Origin of the sequence: Herbaspirillum lusitanum (assembly GCF_026127345.1) — a bacterium.
Classification (GTDB): Bacteria; Pseudomonadota; Gammaproteobacteria; order Burkholderiales; family Burkholderiaceae_D; genus Herbaspirillum; species Herbaspirillum lusitanum.
Genome location: NZ_QXFG01000004.1, coordinates 15,458 through 33,618, shown reverse-complemented (window position 1 = coordinate 33,618; position 18,161 = coordinate 15,458). Strand labels below are relative to the sequence as shown.

Here is an 18,161-nt window from a genome sequence, read left to right as displayed (position 1 = left end):
GCTGCTTGCCGGCATTCGCCGACCTCGGGGGCACGCCTGAAAAATGGCGGCGGTGGTTGCGTTGGTTTGCACTTCACCGCGTTATGCGTGGTTCTCTCGCCATTTTTTGTCTCCTTGATTTTTTTCTTGAATCCTATATGTTTCGTCGATAATATGTCAATAAATTATTAATATTAATAAAAATAAATGATCGCCAAATCATTGACGAGTTATTAGCAAAGCGCGTGCCAGTTTTCCAGCGGGATCGCCACTTCAGACGCAAACACAGATACAGCAAGGCTTTAAGGAGGATATGACGGGCTTTCCCGATGTTTCCTCAGCAAAACGTTCGACCTTAATCGCACGGTTTATGTGCAAAGTGTCGATAATTCATCAACAAAAATGCACCTGAAAGTTCAATCGAGAAAGGCAATGCACCATGAATAAAGAGCAGACAACACTGGGGGAACAACGCTGGCAGTTCTGGATCGATCGCGGCGGCACGTTTACCGACATCGTGGCGCGCCAGCCCGACGGCACGCTGTTGACGCACAAGCTGCTGTCCGAAAATCCCGAGCAATACAAGGATGCGGCCGTAGCCGGCATCAAGCGCCTGCTCGGACTCAAACCCGACGAAGCGATCTCGCCGCAACAGGTCGAAGCGGTAAAGATGGGCACCACCGTCGCCACCAATGCGCTGCTCGAACGCAAGGGCGATCCGACCGTATTGGTGATCACCAAGGGTTTCCGCGACGCCTTGCGCATCGCGTATCAGAATCGCCCGCGCCTGTTCGACCGCAACATCGTGCTGCCGGAATTGCTGTTTGAAAAAGTCGTGGAAGTCGACGAGCGCCTGAGCGCGCACGGCGACGTGGTGCAGCCGCTCGACACCGTATCGGTGCGCCGGCAACTCGCGGCTTTATATAAAGAAGGCTATCGCGCCGTCGCCATCGTGCTGATGCATGGCTATCGTTTTACTGCGCATGAAGAAAAACTGGCGGAGATCGCAGCCGAGCTCGGCTATACGCAAGTCTCGGTGTCGCATGAAGTCAGCCCGATGATGAAGCTGGTTTCGCGCGGCGACACGACGGTGGTCGATGCGTATTTGTCGCCCATCCTGCGCCGCTACGTCGACCAGGTCGCAGGCGAGATGGACGGCGTGCGCCTGCTCTTCATGCAGAGCAATGGCGGCCTCACCGATGCGCATCGCTTCCAGGGCAAGGACTCGATCCTGTCCGGCCCGGCCGGCGGCATCGTCGGCATGGTGCGCACGGCCGAGACGGCCGGCTTCGACAAGATCATCGGTTTCGACATGGGCGGCACCTCGACCGACGTGTCGCACTATGCCGGCGAGTTCGAGCGCGAGTTCGAAACCCAGGTGGCCGGCGTGCGCATGCGCGCCCCGATGATGAGCATTCATACGGTGGCGGCGGGCGGCGGTTCTATCCTCCACTTCGACGGCACGCGCTATCGCGTCGGCCCGGACAGCGCCGGCGCCAATCCCGGCCCGGCCAGCTATCGCCGCGGCGGCCAACTGGCGGTCACCGATTGCAACGTCATGTTGGGCAAGATCCAGCCGGCCTATTTCCCCAAGGTGTTCGGCCCGGCTGCCGACGAAGCGCTCGACCGCGATGCAGTGGTGCGCAAGTTCACCGAGCTGGCCGACCGCATCCATGCGGAGACCGGCAACCGCCGCACGCCGGAAGAAGTCGCAGAAGGTTTCATCGAAATCGCCGTCGGCAACATGGCCAACGCGATCAAGTTCATTTCAGTGCAGCGCGGCCATGACGTCACCGACTACACCCTGACCACCTTCGGCGGCGCCGGCGGCCAGCATGCCTGCCTGGTGGCGGATGCGCTGGGAATGACGCGCGTCTTCGCGCATCCGTTCGCCGGCGTGCTGTCGGCCTACGGCATGGGACTGGCGGACCAGACCGCGATGCGCGAACAGGCGATGGAGCTGCCCTTGTCGACCAGCTCGGTCGGCACGCTCGATGCGGAACTGAACAAGCTGGCCACGCAAGCCGCCGACGATCTGTTGTCGCAAGGCGTAATGCCGACGCAGATCGACGTGATCAAGCGCGCCCATCTGCGCTACGACGGCACCGATTCGATGATCGTGGTGGCCTTCGGCGATATCGCGAACATGGTGGCGCAGTTCGAATCGGCCTACAAGAAACGCTATTCCTTCCTGATGCCGGACAAGGCCATGATCATCGAAGCCATTTCGGTGGAAGCGATCGGCGTCTCCACCGACCGCGAAGAAAAGCCCGAGCAATTGCCGCCGCGCGACGGCGCACTGCAATCGACCGAAACCGTGCAGCTGTTCTCGGGCGGGCTCTGGCACGACACCGCGCTGTACCGCCGCGAAGACATGCGCCCCGGCGACGTCGTGCACGGCCCTGCGATCATCGCGGAAAAGAACGCCACCAACATCGTCGAGCCGGGCTGGCTGGCCGAAGTCACGCCGCTGAACCATCTGGTGATGCAGCGCTACCAGGCGCGCACGCAGCGCAAGGCGATCGGCACCACGGCCGACCCGGTGATGCTGGAAGTGTTCAACAACCTGTTCATGAGCATCGCCGAACAGATGGGCCTGCGCCTGCAGAACACCGCCTTCTCGGTGAATATCAAGGAGCGCCTGGACTTCTCTTGCGCGCTGTTCGATGCGCAGGGCAACCTGATCGCCAATGCGCCGCATATCCCGGTGCACCTCGGTTCGATGGGCGAAAGCATCCGCACCATCATCCGCGAGAACGCCGGCAAGATGCAGCCGGGCGACGTCTTCATGCTCAACGATCCTTACCACGGCGGCACGCATTTGCCGGACATCACGGTGATCACGCCGGCCTTCGACAAGGATGGCAAGGACATCCTGTTCTACGTGGGATCGCGCGGCCATCATTCGGACATCGGCGGCATCACGCCGGGGTCGATGCCGGCCAACAGCACGGTGGTGGAAGAGGAAGGCATCCTGATCAACAACTTCCAGCTGGTGCGCGCGGGGCGATTCCTCGAACAGGAAACCGTCGCCCTGCTCGGCTCCGGTCCCTACCCTGCGCGCAACATCGCGCAGAATCTGGCCGACCTGCAGGCGCAGATCGCCGCCAACCAGAAGGGCGTCGACGAGTTGCTGAAGATGGTCGAGCACTTCAGCCTGGACGTGGTGCAAGCCTACATGGGCCACGTGCAGGACAACGCCGAAGAAGCCGTGCGCCGCGTCATCACGCTGCTCAAGGACAGCAGCTACGACTACCGGCTCGACAACGGCGCGGTGATCAAGGTGGCGATCCGCGTCAATCATGCCGAGCGCACCGCCGACATCGACTTCACCGGCACCTCGCCGCAGCTGAACAACAACTTCAACGCCCCCAGCGCGATCTGCATGGCGGCGGTGCTGTATGTATTCCGCACGCTGGTGGACGACGAGATTCCCCTCAACGCCGGTTGCCTCAAGCCGCTCAACGTGATCATCCCGGAAGGCTCGATGCTGAATCCGCGCTATCCGGCGGCGGTGGTGTCGGGCAACGTCGAGACCTCGAGCTGCATCACCAATGCGCTCTACGGCGCACTCGGCGTGCTGGCCTCGGCGCCGGGCACGATGAACAACTTCACCTTCGGCAACGGCGAGCATCAGTACTACGAAACCATCTCGGGCGGCTCCGGCGCCGGCCAAGGCTTCAACGGCACCGACGTGGTGCAGACGCACATGACCAACTCGCGCCTGACCGACCCGGAAATCCTCGAGTGGCGTTATCCGGTCCGCCTGGAAAGCTATGAGATCCGCGAACACTCCGGCGGCGCCGGACAGTGGCACGGCGGCAACGGCGGCGTGCGCAAGATCCGCTTCCTCGAACCGATGACGGCCTCGATCCTGTCCAACAACCGTATCGTGCCGCCGTTCGGCGCAGCGGGAGGCGAGCCCGGCCAGTGCGGCCGCAACACCGTGATCCGCAAGGACGGCACTGAAGAAGAGCTGGGCTTCGTCGCCAGCATCGACATGCAGCCGGGCGATGTGTTCGTGATCGCTACGCCGGGCGGCGGGGGTTATGGCAAGGCGGACTAAACCGATGCAATTGTTGTAATTCGTTTCTCTGGAGCAGTCGTCCCTTTGCGGTATCTCCGTCGAATGACGGGGGTACCGCTTTTTTTATCAGGAAAAGACTGCGTCTTTACCCCTCATTTCGAGCTTTTCGCACGCTTTTTGCATGCTAATATTTTCGACAAAAATACTTTTCAGTATGTTTTTGCAGGGCAATAAAAAGAATGTGCTCAGGGAAATTTTTGTCCGCCTCCGGCGGGCATGTCTAAAGGGGAATTCGTAGTGAACAACATGTCTTTGAAGCAGAAGCTCTGGCTGCCGCTGGTCTTTGCCTGGATCGCGCTCTTTGCGCTGTCGCTGTGGAACATTTATGAAACCCGCAACCTGCAGATCGCCGATCGCCAGCACGCGCTGATCGATATCACCGAAATGTCCTACTCCATCGTGGCCGGTCTGCACAAGCAGTCGACCGAGGGCAAGCTTTCCGCCGACGACGCCCGCAAGGAAGCCATCGCCCGCGTGGCGGACCAGCGCTACACCGGCAGCGGATACATCACCCTGGTCGGCGCCGATTCGGTGGTCACGATGCATCCGATGAGTCCCAAGCTCAACGGCAAGAACATGCTCGACTTCAAGGACGCCAAGGGCAACGAGTTGTACAAGATGATCGCCGCCACCGGCTCCTCCGCCGCCGGCGAAGGCTTCCTCGAATACTGGTGGCCGCGTCCGAACGAGACCAAGCCCAGCCCCAAGATGGGCTTCGTCAAGCGCTTCAAGCCGTGGAACCTGGACTTTGTCGCCAGCGTGTACCAGGATGACATCCAGGCCGACTTCTACCGCTCGCTGATCAAGGCCGGCGTGGTGCTGCTGATCCTTGGCGCGGTCATGTCGGCGATCGCCACGCTGGTGGTGCGCAACATCTACCGCTCCATCGGCGGCGAGCCGGGCGAAGCATCGCAGATCGCCCGCAAGATCGCCGAAGGCGACCTGACCGGCGCGATCGCGGTGCGCAAGGGCGACGAGGCCAGCCTGGTGTCGTCCATCGCTTACACGCGCGACCGCATGGTCGACACGGTCAACAACATCCTCAAGGCCACCGACTCGATCAAGGAATCGGTCGACGAGATCGCGCACGGCAACATGGACTTGTCCAACCGCACCGAGGAACAAGCCAGCTCGCTGGAAGAAACCGCCTCGGCGATGGAAGAGATCACTTCCACCGTGAAGCAGAACGCTGCCAACGCCAGGCAGGCCAGCGAGCTCGCCGTGTCGGCCTCGGCGGTTGCCGAAAAAGGCGGCCACGTGGTCGAGAAAGTGGTGCAGACCATGGACTCGATCAACGCCTCGTCGAAGAAGATCGTCGAGATCATCAGCGTGATCGACGGCATCGCGTTCCAGACCAACATCCTGGCCTTGAACGCCGCGGTGGAAGCGGCGCGCGCCGGCGAACAGGGCCGCGGTTTCGCCGTGGTGGCATCGGAAGTGCGCAGCCTGGCGCAACGCTCGGCCGCCGCCGCCAAGGAAATCAAATCGCTGATCGACGGCTCGGTGCAGGAAGTGCACGCCGGTTCCGACCTGGTCGGCCAAGCCGGCCAGACCATGAGCGAAGTGGTCGACAGCATCCGCAAGGTCAGCGACATGATCAAGGAAATCGCCGTCGCCAGCCACGAGCAGAGCGAAGGCATCGACCAGGTCAACCTGGCCATCACGCAGATGGACGAAGTCACGCAGCAGAACGCCGCGCTGGTGGAAGAAGCCGCCGCCGCGTCGAAGTCGATGCAGCAACAGGGCGACAACCTGGTGAAGGTGGTCGGCGTGTTCAAGCTCTGACGCTGACGTTCAACTGGCCATGAAAAAGCCCACGGCCTTGCGGTCGCGGGCTTTTTCTTTTGGGCGGCTGAATCAATAAGGATCAATAAGGTCCGCGAATCGCTGCGTGGATCTTGTCGTGATACAGCGTCGCCAGCTTCTGGTGCAGTTCTGCCGGCAGCGGCGGCAAGGCCGATGCGCCGGCGTTCGACAACACCTGCGCCGGCGAGCTCGCGCCCGGGATGATCACCGACACGGCGTCGTGGTCGAGGATCCAGCGCAACGCCATCTGCGGCATGCTCATGCCGGCCGGGACCAGCGCGGCGATTTCCTGCGCCAGGTCGACGCCGGTGGCGAACTCAAGCCCGGCGAAGGTTTCGCCGACATTGAATTGCTGGCCGTCGCGGTTGAAGTTGCGGTGGTCGTCCGGCTTGAAAGTGGTGGCGCGCGTCATCTTGCCGCTCAGCAGGCCGCTGGCCAGCGGCAGCCGCACGATGATGCCGACGCCCTTCGCTTTCGCCTGCGGCAACAGATCCGCCAGCGGCTTCTGGCGGAAAATGTTGAAGATGACCTGCAGCGAAGTCATGCCTTCCTGCTCCAGGCACAGCAGGCCTTCTTCCACGGTTTCGACGCTGGCGCCGAAGCGCGTGATCAGGCCGTCGTCGCGCAATTCGCGCATCCAGTCGAAGATCTTGCCGTCCTTGAGCACGGCCGGCGGCACACAGTGCAATTGCGTCAGGTCGAGCTTGTCGACGCCGAGGCGCTCGAGCGAGCGTTGCGTCGCCGTGCGCACCGCCTCGCGGCTGTAGCCGTCCGGATAGATGGCGCCGCGCCCCAGCTTGGTGGCGACGGTGAGGTCCTTGTGCGAAGTCAGGAATTGGCCGATCGAACGTTCGCTGGCGCCGTCGCCGTAAACGTCGGCGGTATCGATGAAGCGCACGCCGGTGGCGTAGGCTTGCGCCAGCGTCCGCTGGGCGACGTCGTTATCCCAGTGGTCGCCCCAGCCGCCGCCGAGTTGCCAGCAGCCGAGGCCGACTTCGGGAACGGTCAGGCCGTCGCGGGCGAGCTTGCGTGTTTGCATGTGTTGTCCTTGTGGTTGAAGCGTTGAACCTGCGGCGCCGGATTGCGGCGCGCGGATGAGGCCGCCATGTTATGCCGGGCGGGAGCGGGTTTCCAATGAATTATTGCGCGCGTGGAATACGGATTTCGGCATCGGCTTTCGACATCATTGCCCAAAAAATGAAAAAGGCCGCAAACCTGAAGCTTGCGGCCTTGTCCCGAACGATGTTGTTCAGCGCGAGAAAAACGCGATCACGCCGTAGACAAATCCGGCGAACGGTCCCACCACGACGATGGTGACCAGCAACACTTCGGCCAGCACGTAGGCGACGGCGCCAGCGGCGATGCTCGACAGGTAGGCAGTGGCGCCCAGTGCGCCCGGTACGAACAAGTTGATCAGCGCCAGCACGATGGCGGCGATGCCGAGGCCGACGATGACGTTGAACTTGGTGGGACGGTAAGGGTTGAGCCAGCGGAATGGCGGCGAGGCGCTTTGTTCGGTGGCGATGCTGTCGGAGGTGGTGGACGTAATGGACATGAGGGTATCTATAAAAGGCGGAGTAAGAAGCGACGCCTGCACAGACGTCCTGTTAAACGATGATGACCGACATTATACGACGTTACGACCTGCCGAAACAGCCCGGCCGGTGAGACGGACTGGGCGGATTGTCAAGCAAACCCGAACAAAGCCCGTCTCCGCCACACTATGTCACCTATGTGCTGATGACGATTTCCGGCGCTTGTCCTTTTTGCACGGCCTCCTGCATGTCGAAGCCGGCGTCGAAGTCATCCACCTGCACCGTGAGGTCGCCGTAATGCGCGAAGTCGTCCAGCACCACGCGCTCATCGATGCTGATCAGGCCCTGCTCCATCGCGCGCGCATTCCAGCGCCGCATTTCGATCAGGCTCTGCGGCATCGCCGGCAGCACACCGTCCTTGACCGATTGCTTCAGGCGCGTTTCGATCTCATGCACTTGCGGCAACAGATTGAAAGCATGCTCGCCGCTGCCCAGCGGATCGGTCCTGAAGTCAGGCCGGTAGGCGTCCGCCACCAGCCGGTCGCGCGCGGCGCCCGGGGTCTGCATCGCCAGCGCCACGTCGCTGGCGAGACGGTCGGACGGCTTGCGGAACGACAGGCCGAGAGGAAACATCCAGATGCGCAGCGCAAACGCGATGAAGGGATTGGGGAAGTTCTCGAGCACGTCGATGATGGCTTCCTGCGCACGATGCAGCGCGTCCTGCACCGACCAGGCGACATACGGCAGGTCGGCGCTCTGGCGACCGTCGTCTTCGTAGCGCTTCAGGGTCGCCGAGATCAGGTAGAGCTGCGACAGCACGTCGCCGAGACGTCCTGAGATGCGCTCGCGGAATTTGAGCGAGCCGCCCAGCACGAACATCGACACGTCGGTCAGCAGCGAGAAGCAGGCCGACACGCGCGCCACCGCGCGGTAATAGACGCGGGTTTCTTCCGCCGCCTGGTCGGGTCCGGGCGCCGACGCCAGCAAGCCGCCGCTGAGACCGGCCACCAGCGAGCGCGCCATGTTGGCCGCGACGAAGCTCAGGTGGCCGAAGAAGGCCCGGTCGAAATCCTGCAGCGCGCGGTCGTGGTCGTCGTCGGCTGCCGCGGCCATTTCCTTGAGTACGTAGGGATGGCAACGGATGGCGCCCTGCCCGAAGATGATCAGGCAGCGCGTCAGGATGTTGGCGCCTTCGACCGTGATGGCGATCGGGATCTGCTGGTACACGCGCGCCAGGAAATTGCCCGGTCCCATGCAGATGCCCTTGCCGCCGATCACGTCCATGCCGTCGTTGACCAGCATGCGGCCGCGTTCGGTGACGTGGTATTTGGAGATCGCCGAGATCACCGACGGCTTCTCGCCGGCGTCGACCGCCAACGAGGACAGCCGGCGCGTGGCGTCCATCATGTAGAGGTTGCCGCCCATGCGCGCCAGCGCCTCCTGGATGCCCTCGAACTTGCCGATGGCGATCTTGAACTGACGCCGCATGGCGGTGTAGGCGCTGGTGCCGCGCACCGCCATCTTGGAAAAGCCGACACTCGACGACGGCAACGAAATCGCCCGCCCCGCCGCCAGGCATTCCATCAGCATGCGCCAGCCCTTGCCGACCTGGGGCTGGCCGCCGATGACCCAGTCGAGCGGAATGAAGACGTTCTCGCCCGAGGTCGGACCGTTCTGGAATACCGCATTGAGCGGCCAGTGGCGACGTCCGGTGACCACGCCCGGATGGCTGGTCGGGATCAGCGCGCAGGTGATGCCGGGCTCGCTGTTGTCGCTCAGCAGATGATCGGGATCGTGCGCACGGAAGGCCAGGCCGAGCACGGTGGCCACCGGCGCCAGCGTGATGTAGCGCTTGGCCCAGGTGATGCGGAAACCGATCACTTCGCGGCCTTCGTGCATACCCTTGCAGACCACGCCGACGTCGGGAATCGCTGCGGCATCGGAGCCGGCGTAGGGGCTGGTGAGCGCAAAACACGGGATCTCTTCGCCGCGTGCGAGGCGCGGCAGGTAGTGGTTCTTTTGTTCTTCGGTGCCGTAATGCAGCAGCAGTTCGGCCGGGCCCAGCGAGTTCGGCACCATCACCGAAATCGCCGCAACCGAACAGCGCGACGACAGCTTCATGATGACCTGCGAATGCATGTAGGCCGAGAACTGTTTGCCGCCGTATTGCTTCGGAATGATCATGCCGAGGAAGCCCTTGTCCTTGACGAACTGCCAGGCTTCCGGCTGCAGGTCCTGCCACACGACCGAGGTGTCCCAGTCGCTGACCATGGCGCACAGCTGCGTGACTTCGTTGTCGAGGAAGGATTGTTCTTCGGCCGTCAGCGTGGGCGGCGGCAATTGCATCAGCTTGTTCCAGTCTGGCTTGCCGGAAAACAGTTCGGCGTCCCACCAGACGGTGCCGGCTTCGATGGCGTCGCGTTCGGTGGCCGACATGCCGGGCAAGATCTTGCGGAAGATGTCGAGCGCCGGACGCGTGATCAGCGTTTGCCGCACCGACGTGATCGCCACCAGCAGGGTCGGCACGCACAACAGGATCGCCAGCAGGATGCAGACAACGGCGTTGGCCTGGTCGGTGGTGCCGCCGATCCATATCCAGGCCAGCTCCGCCACCAGCCAGGTCCATGCGCCGGCGCGCATCATCATCAGCGCCAGGGCGCCCGCCACGAAAAGCACTAGCCACAAGATCATGTGAGTCTCCCGTTAAAATTGATGTTGTCTGCATGGCAACGCCTCGGCAAGACATCCATGCTGCTCATGATTCAGGGGTATGTCGGCGATGATGCGGACGCATAGCGGGATATTCCCACAGAAGTTGCCGCTGCGGAAAGCGGTGACGCCGCCCCGATGCTTTCCACGCATGGCCGCGCCTTGGTTCATGCAAGAGTGACCGCATTTCCTGGTAGAAATTCATTCTTGTCGGATTTCCGGCTTTGCGTCGGAACAGAAACCATTGCCGCCGCGCCGGGTCCATTACAATCTCGCCTATCCGACATTTACGCAGCAAAAGAGGAAATCATCATGAAATGGGAAGGCAATCGCGAAAGCGACAACGTGGAAGACCGCCGCGGCGAGGACTCGGGTGGCGGCGGGGGCGGCTTTTCCTTCGGCGGCGGTTCGATCGGCATCGGCGGCATCGCGGTGGCGCTGGTGGCGTCCTACTTCCTCGGCATCAATCCGCTGACCGTCATCAACATGCTCAGCGGCGGTGGCGGCCAACTCGCTCCCGTGCAGCAATCGGCGCCGGCGCACAAGCCGCCGCCGAACGACCAGATGGCGCGCTTCGTATCGACCGTGCTGGCCGATACGGAAGACACGTGGGGTGAAATCTTCAAGGCCGGCGGCGCGACGTATGTACGACCGAAACTGGTGTTGTTTTCCGGGTCCACACCGACCGCCTGCGGCACCGGCCAGACCGCCACCGGGCCGTTCTATTGCCCCGGCGATCAGAAGGTCTACATCGATCTCAGCTTCTATCAATTGATGAAGCAGCGCTTCAACGTCTCCGGCAACTTTGCGCAAGCCTATGTGATCGCGCATGAAGTCGGCCATCACGTGCAGAACCTGCTCGGCATTTCCGAAAAGGTCGACAAGGCCCGTCGCAACATGTCCGAGAAACAGGCCAACGCCTTATCGGTGAAGCTCGAGTTGCAGGCCGATTGCTTCGCCGGCGTCTGGGCCTACCACGCCAATGAAGCGCGCCACATCATCGAAAACGGCGACGTCGAGGAAGCCCTCAACGCCGCCTCGGCCATCGGCGACGACGCCCTGCAACGGCAGGCGCGCGGCGAAGTGGTGCCGGACTCGTTCACGCACGGCACCTCGGCGCAGCGCGTGAGCTGGTTCAAGCGCGGCGTCACCGAAGGCAAGGTCAGCGCCTGCAATACCTTCGAAGCGAAGAAACTTTAAGCTCATAAGGCTCACATGGAAATTTCCTACTGGTGCATCCTGATCGCCGGCCTGTTGCCCATCCTCACCGTGTCGGTGGCGAAGTACGGCCGTCGCGATTTCGACAACGGCGAGCCGCGCGCCTGGCTCGACAAGCAGACCGGCCTGCGCCGCCGCGCCGACTATGCGCATCGCAACCACTTCGAGGCGTTTCCCTTCTTTGCAGCGGCAGTGCTGGTGGCCCAACAAACCGGCGCGGCGCAAGCGTGGATCGACGGCCTGGCGCTGGCCTTCATCGCCGCGCGCGTGGTCTATACTGCGCTCTACCTGAACGACCTGCCAAGCCTGCGTTCGCTGTCGTGGACCGTCGGCTATGCCTGCGTCCTCGGCCTGTTCGCCGTTTCCGCCCTTCACTTGTAAACACATGAGCAATCCCGACCTGCAAATCCTGCACGACGCGCTGAACGCGCTGCGCGACGGCGACATCAACGTCGCCGCTTTCTGCAGCGCCTGGCGTGCGCAGACCGACCTGATCAAGCGCCTGCCGCCACGCTACGAAGAAGTCGCCGAAGACCTGCTCGGCCGGCTCGAAGCGGGCAGCCTGTTCACCGAAGAAAGCTGCTCCTTCAGCCAGGAAGACCTGCTCGACAATCTGGCGCTCTGGCTGCACAAGGCCGAAAAGACATTGCTCTGAAACGTTCTCGCTGAACATCACTACAAGGTAGATATGCAACACCTGGAATTCGAACTGCAAGGCCCTTACGTCGAACTGAACCAGCTGCTGAAACTGGTCGGCATCTGTGACAGCGGCGGCGCCGGCAAAGCCATCGTCGCCGACGGCAACGTCAAGGTCGACGGCCGGCAGGAGCTGCGCAAGACCTGCAAGATCACCGCCGGCCAGACCGTGCAGCTGGGCGACGTACGCATCCGCGTGCTGGCCGGATCAGCGGCGCAATGATGGCGGCCGAAACCATAGCCTCGGTCCTGGCGTTCTGGTTCGGCGCCGACATCGACGCGGCCGCCGGCAGCGATGCCAACACCGTGGCCGGCCGCCAGTCCGGCCTGTGGTGGGGCAAGGACGCCGCCGTCGACCAGACCATCAAGACCCGCTTCGAAGCGAGCTTGCTGGCCGCGCGCGACAACAAACTGGACGACTGGGCCGAGACGCCGGCCGGCCTGCTGGCGCTGATCCTGTTGCTGGATCAGTTCCCGCGCAACATCTATCGCGACAAGGCGACCGCCTTCGACTTCGATGAACTGGCGCGCCAGTGTTGTCATCTTGGCCTGGCGCAGGGATACGATCAGCAGTTGTCGCCGCTGCAACGCGTGTTCTTTTATCTGCCGCTGGAGCATTCGGAAGACATCGACGATCAGGAGCATTGCGTCCAGTTGTTCCGCGCACTGGCCAAACAAATGGCCAAAGATGACCCGGCATCCAGAGAGACCTTCGACGGCTATCTCAAGTTTGCCGACCGGCATCACGCCATCATTGCGCGCTTCGGCCGCTTCCCTCATCGCAATGCCATCCTCGGCAGAACCTCCACGGCGGAAGAAATCGCGTTTCTGAAAGAACCGCATTCCTCATTCTAAATTCACATATGGATGTGAATATTTATTCGTTCTGACGCATATAGTGTCGGTGCTAAGCTCCATCCCATCGTAGCAAGCCTGCTGGAATGGAGAATCCCGATGACCGCTGTCCTTTGCCGCTTCGGCGCGCACCAACCTGCGCTGAAGAGAACCTCATCATGACTGCTGAATTGCGCATCGCCGAACCCGCGCCGCACCTGCATGCCGTGCCGCCACAGGCCCCCGGCAACGACATCGAAGACATCGTCGCCGACAATCTTTCGCGCCTGCGCGCCTTGCGCCATCTGTCGCTCGACGGGCTGGCGCGCAAGTCCGGCGTGAGCCGCGCCATGCTGGCGCAGATCGAATCCGGCCGCAGCGTGCCGACCATCCGCGTATTGCAGCGCGTGGCGTCGGCCTTGCAGGTGTCGGTGTCGGCCTTCCTGCGCAACTTCGCGCCGCAAGGATGGGCAGTACTGCCGGTGCAGGATTCGCCGCGCACGGTCAGCGGCAACGGCCGTTTTTCCAGCCGCAGCCTGTATCCGGCGGGCGAGCGCCGTTTCGAATTCCATGAACTGAAGCTTGACGCGCTGTCGACCGAACATCTGCAGCCGCTGGTGCCGGGCGCGCAAAAGAATCTCGTCATCACGCACGGCACGCTGGAAATCCAGATCAACGAGCATCGCCAGCTGCTCGGCACCGGCGACGCCATCTTCTTCGACGCCGACCATGCGCACAGCTACCGTAATCCGGCCAATGTCGACGCCGTCGCCTACGTAGTGACGCAATATCCGGAGACGCGCACGGTGTAAGTTCGCCGGTGTTCTTCCAACAAAAAGCCTCGCCGATGCGGGGCTTTTTATTGCCGCGCGCAGGTGCAGCACATCACCATGCATCCATGCCTGTCGAGATTCAATGCCGAATACAGCTAGAAAAAATAAATAGATACTTCAGGTAAACGGAATATCTTGGCTTCTGCCCGATTTTCCACAGCCAAACCGGCGCAACAATTCTCAAACACCGGCAAAATCCTGCCTTTCCGACATGCAAATCGGCGAGGCCACATGATCAGGACTACGTCCGTTTCCTTCCCCTCCGCACCGCATTCTTCCCAGCACGGCTTCACGCTGGTGGAAGTGCTGGCGGCGATTGCCATTCTTGCGCTGGCCGCCTCGGGCGTCGCTGCGATGCAGCTGCATGCCTTGCGCACCGCGCAGCACAGCGCTTACCAGTCGACCGCGCTGCAACTGACGGTCGAGCTGGCCGAACTGCTGCGCGCCGAAGCCCAGCCGGTGCTTTATCAATTCGACTACAACGGCGCCACTCCATCCTTCGCCTGCACGCAGACCGGCTGCGATCTCGCGGCCTGGAAGCAACGAGTCGCCGATGCCCTCCCGCGCGCGCGCGTGGTGGTCTGCATGGACAGCACGCCGGTTCTCAATGACACGCTGCGCTGGGCGTGCAGCGGCGCCGGCGGTCCCTTGCTGATCAAGATCGGCTGGGCGTCGCGGGAGCCGGGGCCGACATCCACCGCACAATCCGAGCCACCGCCCTTTCTCGCGTTGCCGGTGGAGCGATAAATGCGCCACCATCAGCAGGGTCTGACACTGATCGAATTGATGATCGCCATGGCGCTCGGCATGGGCGTGGTGCTGGCGGCAGTAGCGCTGATGCAGGCGGCCCGCTCGACGTACCTGAGCGTGGCCGACAGCGCCCAGGTCCAGGAAAACGGCCGTTACGCGCTCGACCTGATCGCGCGCACGGTGCGGCAGGCGAACTACGTGCCGTGGGACAATCCTGCCTTTCTGCGCAACGACCTCGGCGGCTTGGATCCGGGTATCGAAGGTCTCGACAACGCCCGGGTCGGCGAGCATACGGTCGGGATGTTGTCGTCCTCCGACAACCGCGCTGCGCACGGCAGCGATCTGCTGATGATACGTTTCTTCGGATCCGGTCCAAGGAATCAACCCGACAACGACATGCTCAATTGCGCCGGCTTCGCCGTACCCGGACCGAACGGCGCGACCACGCTTTCAGACTTGGAAGAGGCGCGCGGCCAGAGCATCTTCTACGTCTCCCTCGACGGTACCGGCGAACCGGAACTGCGCTGCAAATACCTTACCCGCGACGGCGGCTGGAGCGCTGCCGCCATCGTGCGCGGTATCGAATCGTTCCAGGTGCTGTACGGCGTGCGCGACGTTAATAATACCGATGGCGATCTTGACTATATGAGTGCAACGCGTATCAACAAACGCTGGCGCGACGTGGCGACGGTCAGGATCGCGCTGCTGGCGCGCGGCGAGCGCAATGTGCGGGACGGCGGCGCATCGGTCGTGCATCGTCTGTTCGGCACGGCATACCAGGATAGCGGGGACGCCGGCGCCATAATCGACGAAACGAAGTTGACGCCCGCCGTGCAACAACGCATCCGCAAAGTTTTCCAGACCACGATCCGGTTGCGCAATTCCGCGCCATGAATACCACCCATCGCCAACGCGGCGCATCGCTGCTGATCGTCTTGCTGATGCTGGTGGTGATAATGCTGTTCGGCGTCTCCGCCGCGCAGCTCACGCTCATGAACGAAAAATCCTCACGCAACGATCGCGATCGTCACATCGCCTTCCAGGCTGCCGAGGCGGGATTGCGCGACGCCGAACGCGACATCGCCGGCGGCCGGATTACACCGGAAGTTTTTCCGGACCAGGCGGGGACTTGCCATGGCATCGGTGCGCACGGCGGGCTGTGCCTGGCCACTGCCAACACGGCGCCGTGGCGGCTCATCGACTTCAGTGCATCGGAGCCTTCGGTGCGCTACGGCCAATTCACGGGATTGAGTTTTCCGCACGGCACGGCGTCGCTGCCGGCACAACCGCCACGCTACCTGATTGAATTGCTCAGGCTGACGACGGCAGACCGGCAAGTTGTAGTGCGCTATCGCGTCACGGCAATCGGCTTCGGTCCGAACGCAAGCACGCAGGTCATGCTGCAAACCGTGCTCAACACCACACCATTGTCACCACCCTCAGCGTCATCACCGCGCATGAGCTGGCGGGAAATCAACAACTGAACATCATCGCCTCACCAGGAAGACAGACCATGTTGCATTGCCCTCGCCCGCGTCATTCCCTTCGTCATTGCCCTCACCATGGCCATCGCGGCTTCACCCTGACCGAACTCATGTGCGTGCTGTGCATCATCGGCATGCTGGCGCTGTTTGCCTATCCCTCCTATCAATCACACGTACACAAGGCGCGCCGCGCCGAAGCGCGTGCGGCGCTGATGCAGGCAATGCAGCAGCAGGAGCGCCATTTCACGCAACACAATCGCTACCATGCCTACAGCGACGCCTCCACGTCCGGAGCGTTCCGATGGTTCTCCGGCGACACCGAAGCCGGCAGCGCCTATCGCATCGCCGCCGGCGGATGCAGTGGCGGCACCTTGCAGGAATGCGTCATGGTCTCGGCGGCGCCGGCCGGAAACTTCGTCGATCGCCTGTGCGGCACGCTGACGCTCAACAGCCGCGGCGAGCAAACCATCTCCGGCTTGCCTGTCGCCGCCGCACCCGAGGCATGCCGATGACATCGCACAGGCGGCATCCTGCTCCAACCGGCTTCACGCTGCCTGAACTGCTGATCGTGCTGGCCATCGTCGGCATGCTGTTGGCGGCCGGCATGCCAAGCCTGCGCACTTATACGCAAAACCAGCAGCTCGCGAACGCCGCCAACGCCTTCCTGGGCGCGCTTAACCTGGCCCGCAGCGAAGCCATCCGGCGCGGTAGCCGCGTCGACCTGGCGCCGCGCGACGGCAGCAGATGGGAGAGCGGCTGGGTGGTCTTCGCCAACAAGCCGGGCGACGCCGACCTGCAATTCGACGCCGGCGATGAATTGATCTACAGCCATGAACAGTTGCCTGCCGGCCTTGTCATGGCCACCACGTTGAGCGACAAGTCGGCGTCCTACATCGCTTACAATGGCAACGGCAGGACCCGCAACAACATAAGCGACCGGGCGCCGCTGTGGGGTTCGTGGCAATTTTCGCTGGAAGGAAGAACCCGCCTGGTCAGGCTTGGAATCCTGGGTCGCGCCCGCATCTGCAATCCGGCGGATGACGGAAGCTGTAGACTCACACCGAATCCTGCGCCTGCAACCGACCGGAATATCGCATCCCCGTGAACCCAATGTCCATCTACGACCTCTTCATCGAAAACGACCGGCAAGCCATGGAGCTTGCGCTGCAACAGGCCGAACAAGGCATGTTCACGACCACGCCCAATCCACGCGTCGGCTGCGTCATCGTGCGCGACGGCCGCGTCATCGGTGCCGGTTTCACCCAGCCGCCGGGCGGCAACCACGCTGAAATCCAGGCCATGCTCGACGCCCGGCAACGCGGCAACGATGTGCGCGGCGCCACCGTCTACGTAACGCTGGAACCGTGCAGCCATTTCGGCCGCACCCCGCCCTGCGCCGATGCGCTGGTAAAGGCCGGCGTCGGCAAGGTGGTGGCCGCGATGACCGATCCCAATCCGCTGGTGGCCGGCAAGGGCCTGGAAAAATTGCAGGCGGCCGGCATCGCCGTGACGTCCGGCGTGCTGACGGAAGCAGCCCGCGAAATGAACATCGGCTTCTTCAAGCGCATGCAGCACGGCACGCCGTGGGTGCGCATGAAGTCGGCCGCCAGCCTTGACGGCAAGACCGCCTTGCACAACGGCAAGAGCCAGTGGATCACCGGCCAGGCGGCGCGTGACGACGGCCATTTCTGGCGCGCGCGCGCTTGCGCCATCGTCACCGGCATCGGCACCGTCAAGGACGACAATCCGCAACTGAGCGTGCGCGCCGTCGATACGCCGCGCCAACCGCGCCGCATCGTGGTCGACAGCAAACTCACCTTGTCGCCGGATGCCAACATCCTCGCCGGCGGCGGCACCTGGGTTTTCACCGCCAGCGAAGACCGCGCCCGCATCGCCGCGCTGGAGGACCGCGGCGCCGAAATCATCGTGCTGCCCAATGCCGCCGGCAAGGTCGATCTGCCCCGCATGATCATCGAGCTCGGCAAGCGCAACCTCAACGAAGTCCACATCGAAGCCGGCTCCAAACTGAACGCCTCGCTGCTGCGCGAAGGCTGCGTCGACGAGTTGCTGGTGTACCTTGCGCCCAGCCTGCTGGGCGACGGCCGCAGCATGTTCGACCTGCCGGCGCTGGACGATCTGTCCGGCAAGATCGCGCTGCGTTTCCATGAGTTCAAGCAGATCGGCGAGGATTTGCGTATCCTTGCCCGATTCAGCTAGTCCACTTCGTTAG

Annotated in this window: 17 protein-coding genes; 14 read left to right on the top strand and 3 right to left on the bottom strand. The window is 62.7% G+C overall.

Features of this window, described 5'->3' with window-relative positions; all coding sequences use genetic code 11:
* The first annotated feature begins 418 nt into the window (after window positions 1–418).
* The gene (locus tag DXT88_RS03435) at window positions 419–4,045 is read left to right on the top strand and encodes a hydantoinase B/oxoprolinase family protein (protein WP_265211606.1); all 3,627 of its coding nucleotides are present in this window, start codon (window positions 419–421) and stop codon (window positions 4,043–4,045) included.
* A gap of 258 nt (window positions 4,046–4,303) precedes the next feature.
* A complete protein-coding gene (locus DXT88_RS03430; protein WP_265211605.1) occupies window positions 4,304–5,851 on the top strand; it encodes a methyl-accepting chemotaxis protein in 1,548 nt (515 codons plus the stop codon).
* Window positions 5,852–5,933: 82 nt separating this feature from the next.
* Here the strand turns inward: DXT88_RS03430 and DXT88_RS03425 are convergent, their stop codons facing one another.
* The 3 genes from DXT88_RS03425 to DXT88_RS03415 all read right to left on the bottom strand — a co-directional run bounded on the left by DXT88_RS03425 (window position 5,934) and on the right by DXT88_RS03415 (window position 10,098).
* Entirely contained in the window at window positions 5,934–6,911 is a 978-nt protein-coding gene (locus DXT88_RS03425) for an aldo/keto reductase (protein ID WP_265211604.1), read from the bottom strand.
* A gap of 210 nt (window positions 6,912–7,121) precedes the next feature.
* Entirely contained in the window at window positions 7,122–7,427 is a 306-nt protein-coding gene (locus DXT88_RS03420; RefSeq protein WP_265211602.1) for a hypothetical protein, read from the bottom strand.
* A 175-nt stretch (window positions 7,428–7,602) separates the two neighbouring features.
* Window positions 7,603–10,098, bottom strand: coding sequence for an acyl-CoA dehydrogenase (locus DXT88_RS03415; protein ID WP_265211601.1), 2,496 nt, complete (start codon window positions 10,096–10,098; stop codon window positions 7,603–7,605).
* Window positions 10,099–10,428: 330 nt separating this feature from the next.
* On the opposite strand from DXT88_RS03415, the gene ypfJ reads away from it, so the two are divergent.
* The 12 genes from ypfJ to ribD all read left to right on the top strand — a co-directional run bounded on the left by ypfJ (window position 10,429) and on the right by ribD (window position 18,148).
* Entirely contained in the window at window positions 10,429–11,316 is an 888-nt protein-coding gene (gene ypfJ, locus DXT88_RS03410) for a KPN_02809 family neutral zinc metallopeptidase (RefSeq protein ID WP_016836632.1), read from the top strand.
* Window positions 11,317–11,331: 15 nt separating this feature from the next.
* Window positions 11,332–11,715 carry an MAPEG family protein gene (locus DXT88_RS03405; RefSeq protein ID WP_265211599.1) on the top strand — a complete coding sequence of 128 codons (384 nt, stop codon included), beginning with the start codon at window positions 11,332–11,334 and terminating at the stop codon, window positions 11,713–11,715.
* A gap of 4 nt (window positions 11,716–11,719) precedes the next feature.
* Window positions 11,720–11,989: a hypothetical protein gene (locus DXT88_RS03400; protein ID WP_265211598.1), complete on the top strand. Its 270-nt coding sequence runs from the start codon at window positions 11,720–11,722 to the stop codon at window positions 11,987–11,989.
* 33 nt (window positions 11,990–12,022) lie between these two features.
* Window positions 12,023–12,253 carry an RNA-binding S4 domain-containing protein gene (locus tag DXT88_RS03395; RefSeq protein ID WP_016836635.1) on the top strand — a complete coding sequence of 77 codons (231 nt, stop codon included), beginning with the start codon at window positions 12,023–12,025 and terminating at the stop codon, window positions 12,251–12,253.
* On the top strand, window positions 12,250–12,885 hold the full coding sequence (locus DXT88_RS03390; protein ID WP_265211597.1) for a DUF924 family protein: 636 nt from the start codon (window positions 12,250–12,252) through the stop codon (window positions 12,883–12,885). The genes DXT88_RS03395 and DXT88_RS03390 overlap by 4 nt, the downstream gene beginning before the upstream one ends.
* 158 nt (window positions 12,886–13,043) lie before the next feature.
* A complete protein-coding gene (locus tag DXT88_RS03385) occupies window positions 13,044–13,676 on the top strand; it encodes a helix-turn-helix domain-containing protein (protein ID WP_265211596.1) in 633 nt (210 codons plus the stop codon).
* 252 nt (window positions 13,677–13,928) lie between these two features.
* The gene (gene pilV / locus DXT88_RS03380) at window positions 13,929–14,444 is read left to right on the top strand and encodes a type IV pilus modification protein PilV (RefSeq protein WP_265211595.1); all 516 of its coding nucleotides are present in this window, start codon (window positions 13,929–13,931) and stop codon (window positions 14,442–14,444) included.
* The gene (locus DXT88_RS03375) at window positions 14,445–15,341 is read left to right on the top strand and encodes a PilW family protein (RefSeq protein ID WP_265211594.1); all 897 of its coding nucleotides are present in this window, start codon (window positions 14,445–14,447) and stop codon (window positions 15,339–15,341) included.
* Window positions 15,338–15,931 (top strand): pilus assembly PilX family protein, encoded by a 594-nt coding sequence (locus DXT88_RS03370; RefSeq protein ID WP_265211593.1) that lies wholly within the window; start codon window positions 15,338–15,340, stop codon window positions 15,929–15,931. The genes DXT88_RS03375 and DXT88_RS03370 overlap by 4 nt, the downstream gene beginning before the upstream one ends.
* 29 nt (window positions 15,932–15,960) lie before the next feature.
* Window positions 15,961–16,443 carry a type IV pilin protein gene (locus DXT88_RS03365; protein ID WP_265211592.1) on the top strand — a complete coding sequence of 161 codons (483 nt, stop codon included), beginning with the start codon at window positions 15,961–15,963 and terminating at the stop codon, window positions 16,441–16,443.
* The gene (locus DXT88_RS03360) at window positions 16,440–17,036 is read left to right on the top strand and encodes a GspH/FimT family pseudopilin (RefSeq protein ID WP_265211591.1); all 597 of its coding nucleotides are present in this window, start codon (window positions 16,440–16,442) and stop codon (window positions 17,034–17,036) included. The genes DXT88_RS03365 and DXT88_RS03360 overlap by 4 nt, the downstream gene beginning before the upstream one ends.
* Window positions 17,037–17,041: 5 nt before the next feature.
* The gene (gene ribD, locus DXT88_RS03355; RefSeq protein ID WP_265211730.1) at window positions 17,042–18,148 is read left to right on the top strand and encodes a bifunctional diaminohydroxyphosphoribosylaminopyrimidine deaminase/5-amino-6-(5-phosphoribosylamino)uracil reductase RibD; all 1,107 of its coding nucleotides are present in this window, start codon (window positions 17,042–17,044) and stop codon (window positions 18,146–18,148) included.
* The last annotated feature ends 13 nt before the right edge of the window (window positions 18,149–18,161 follow it).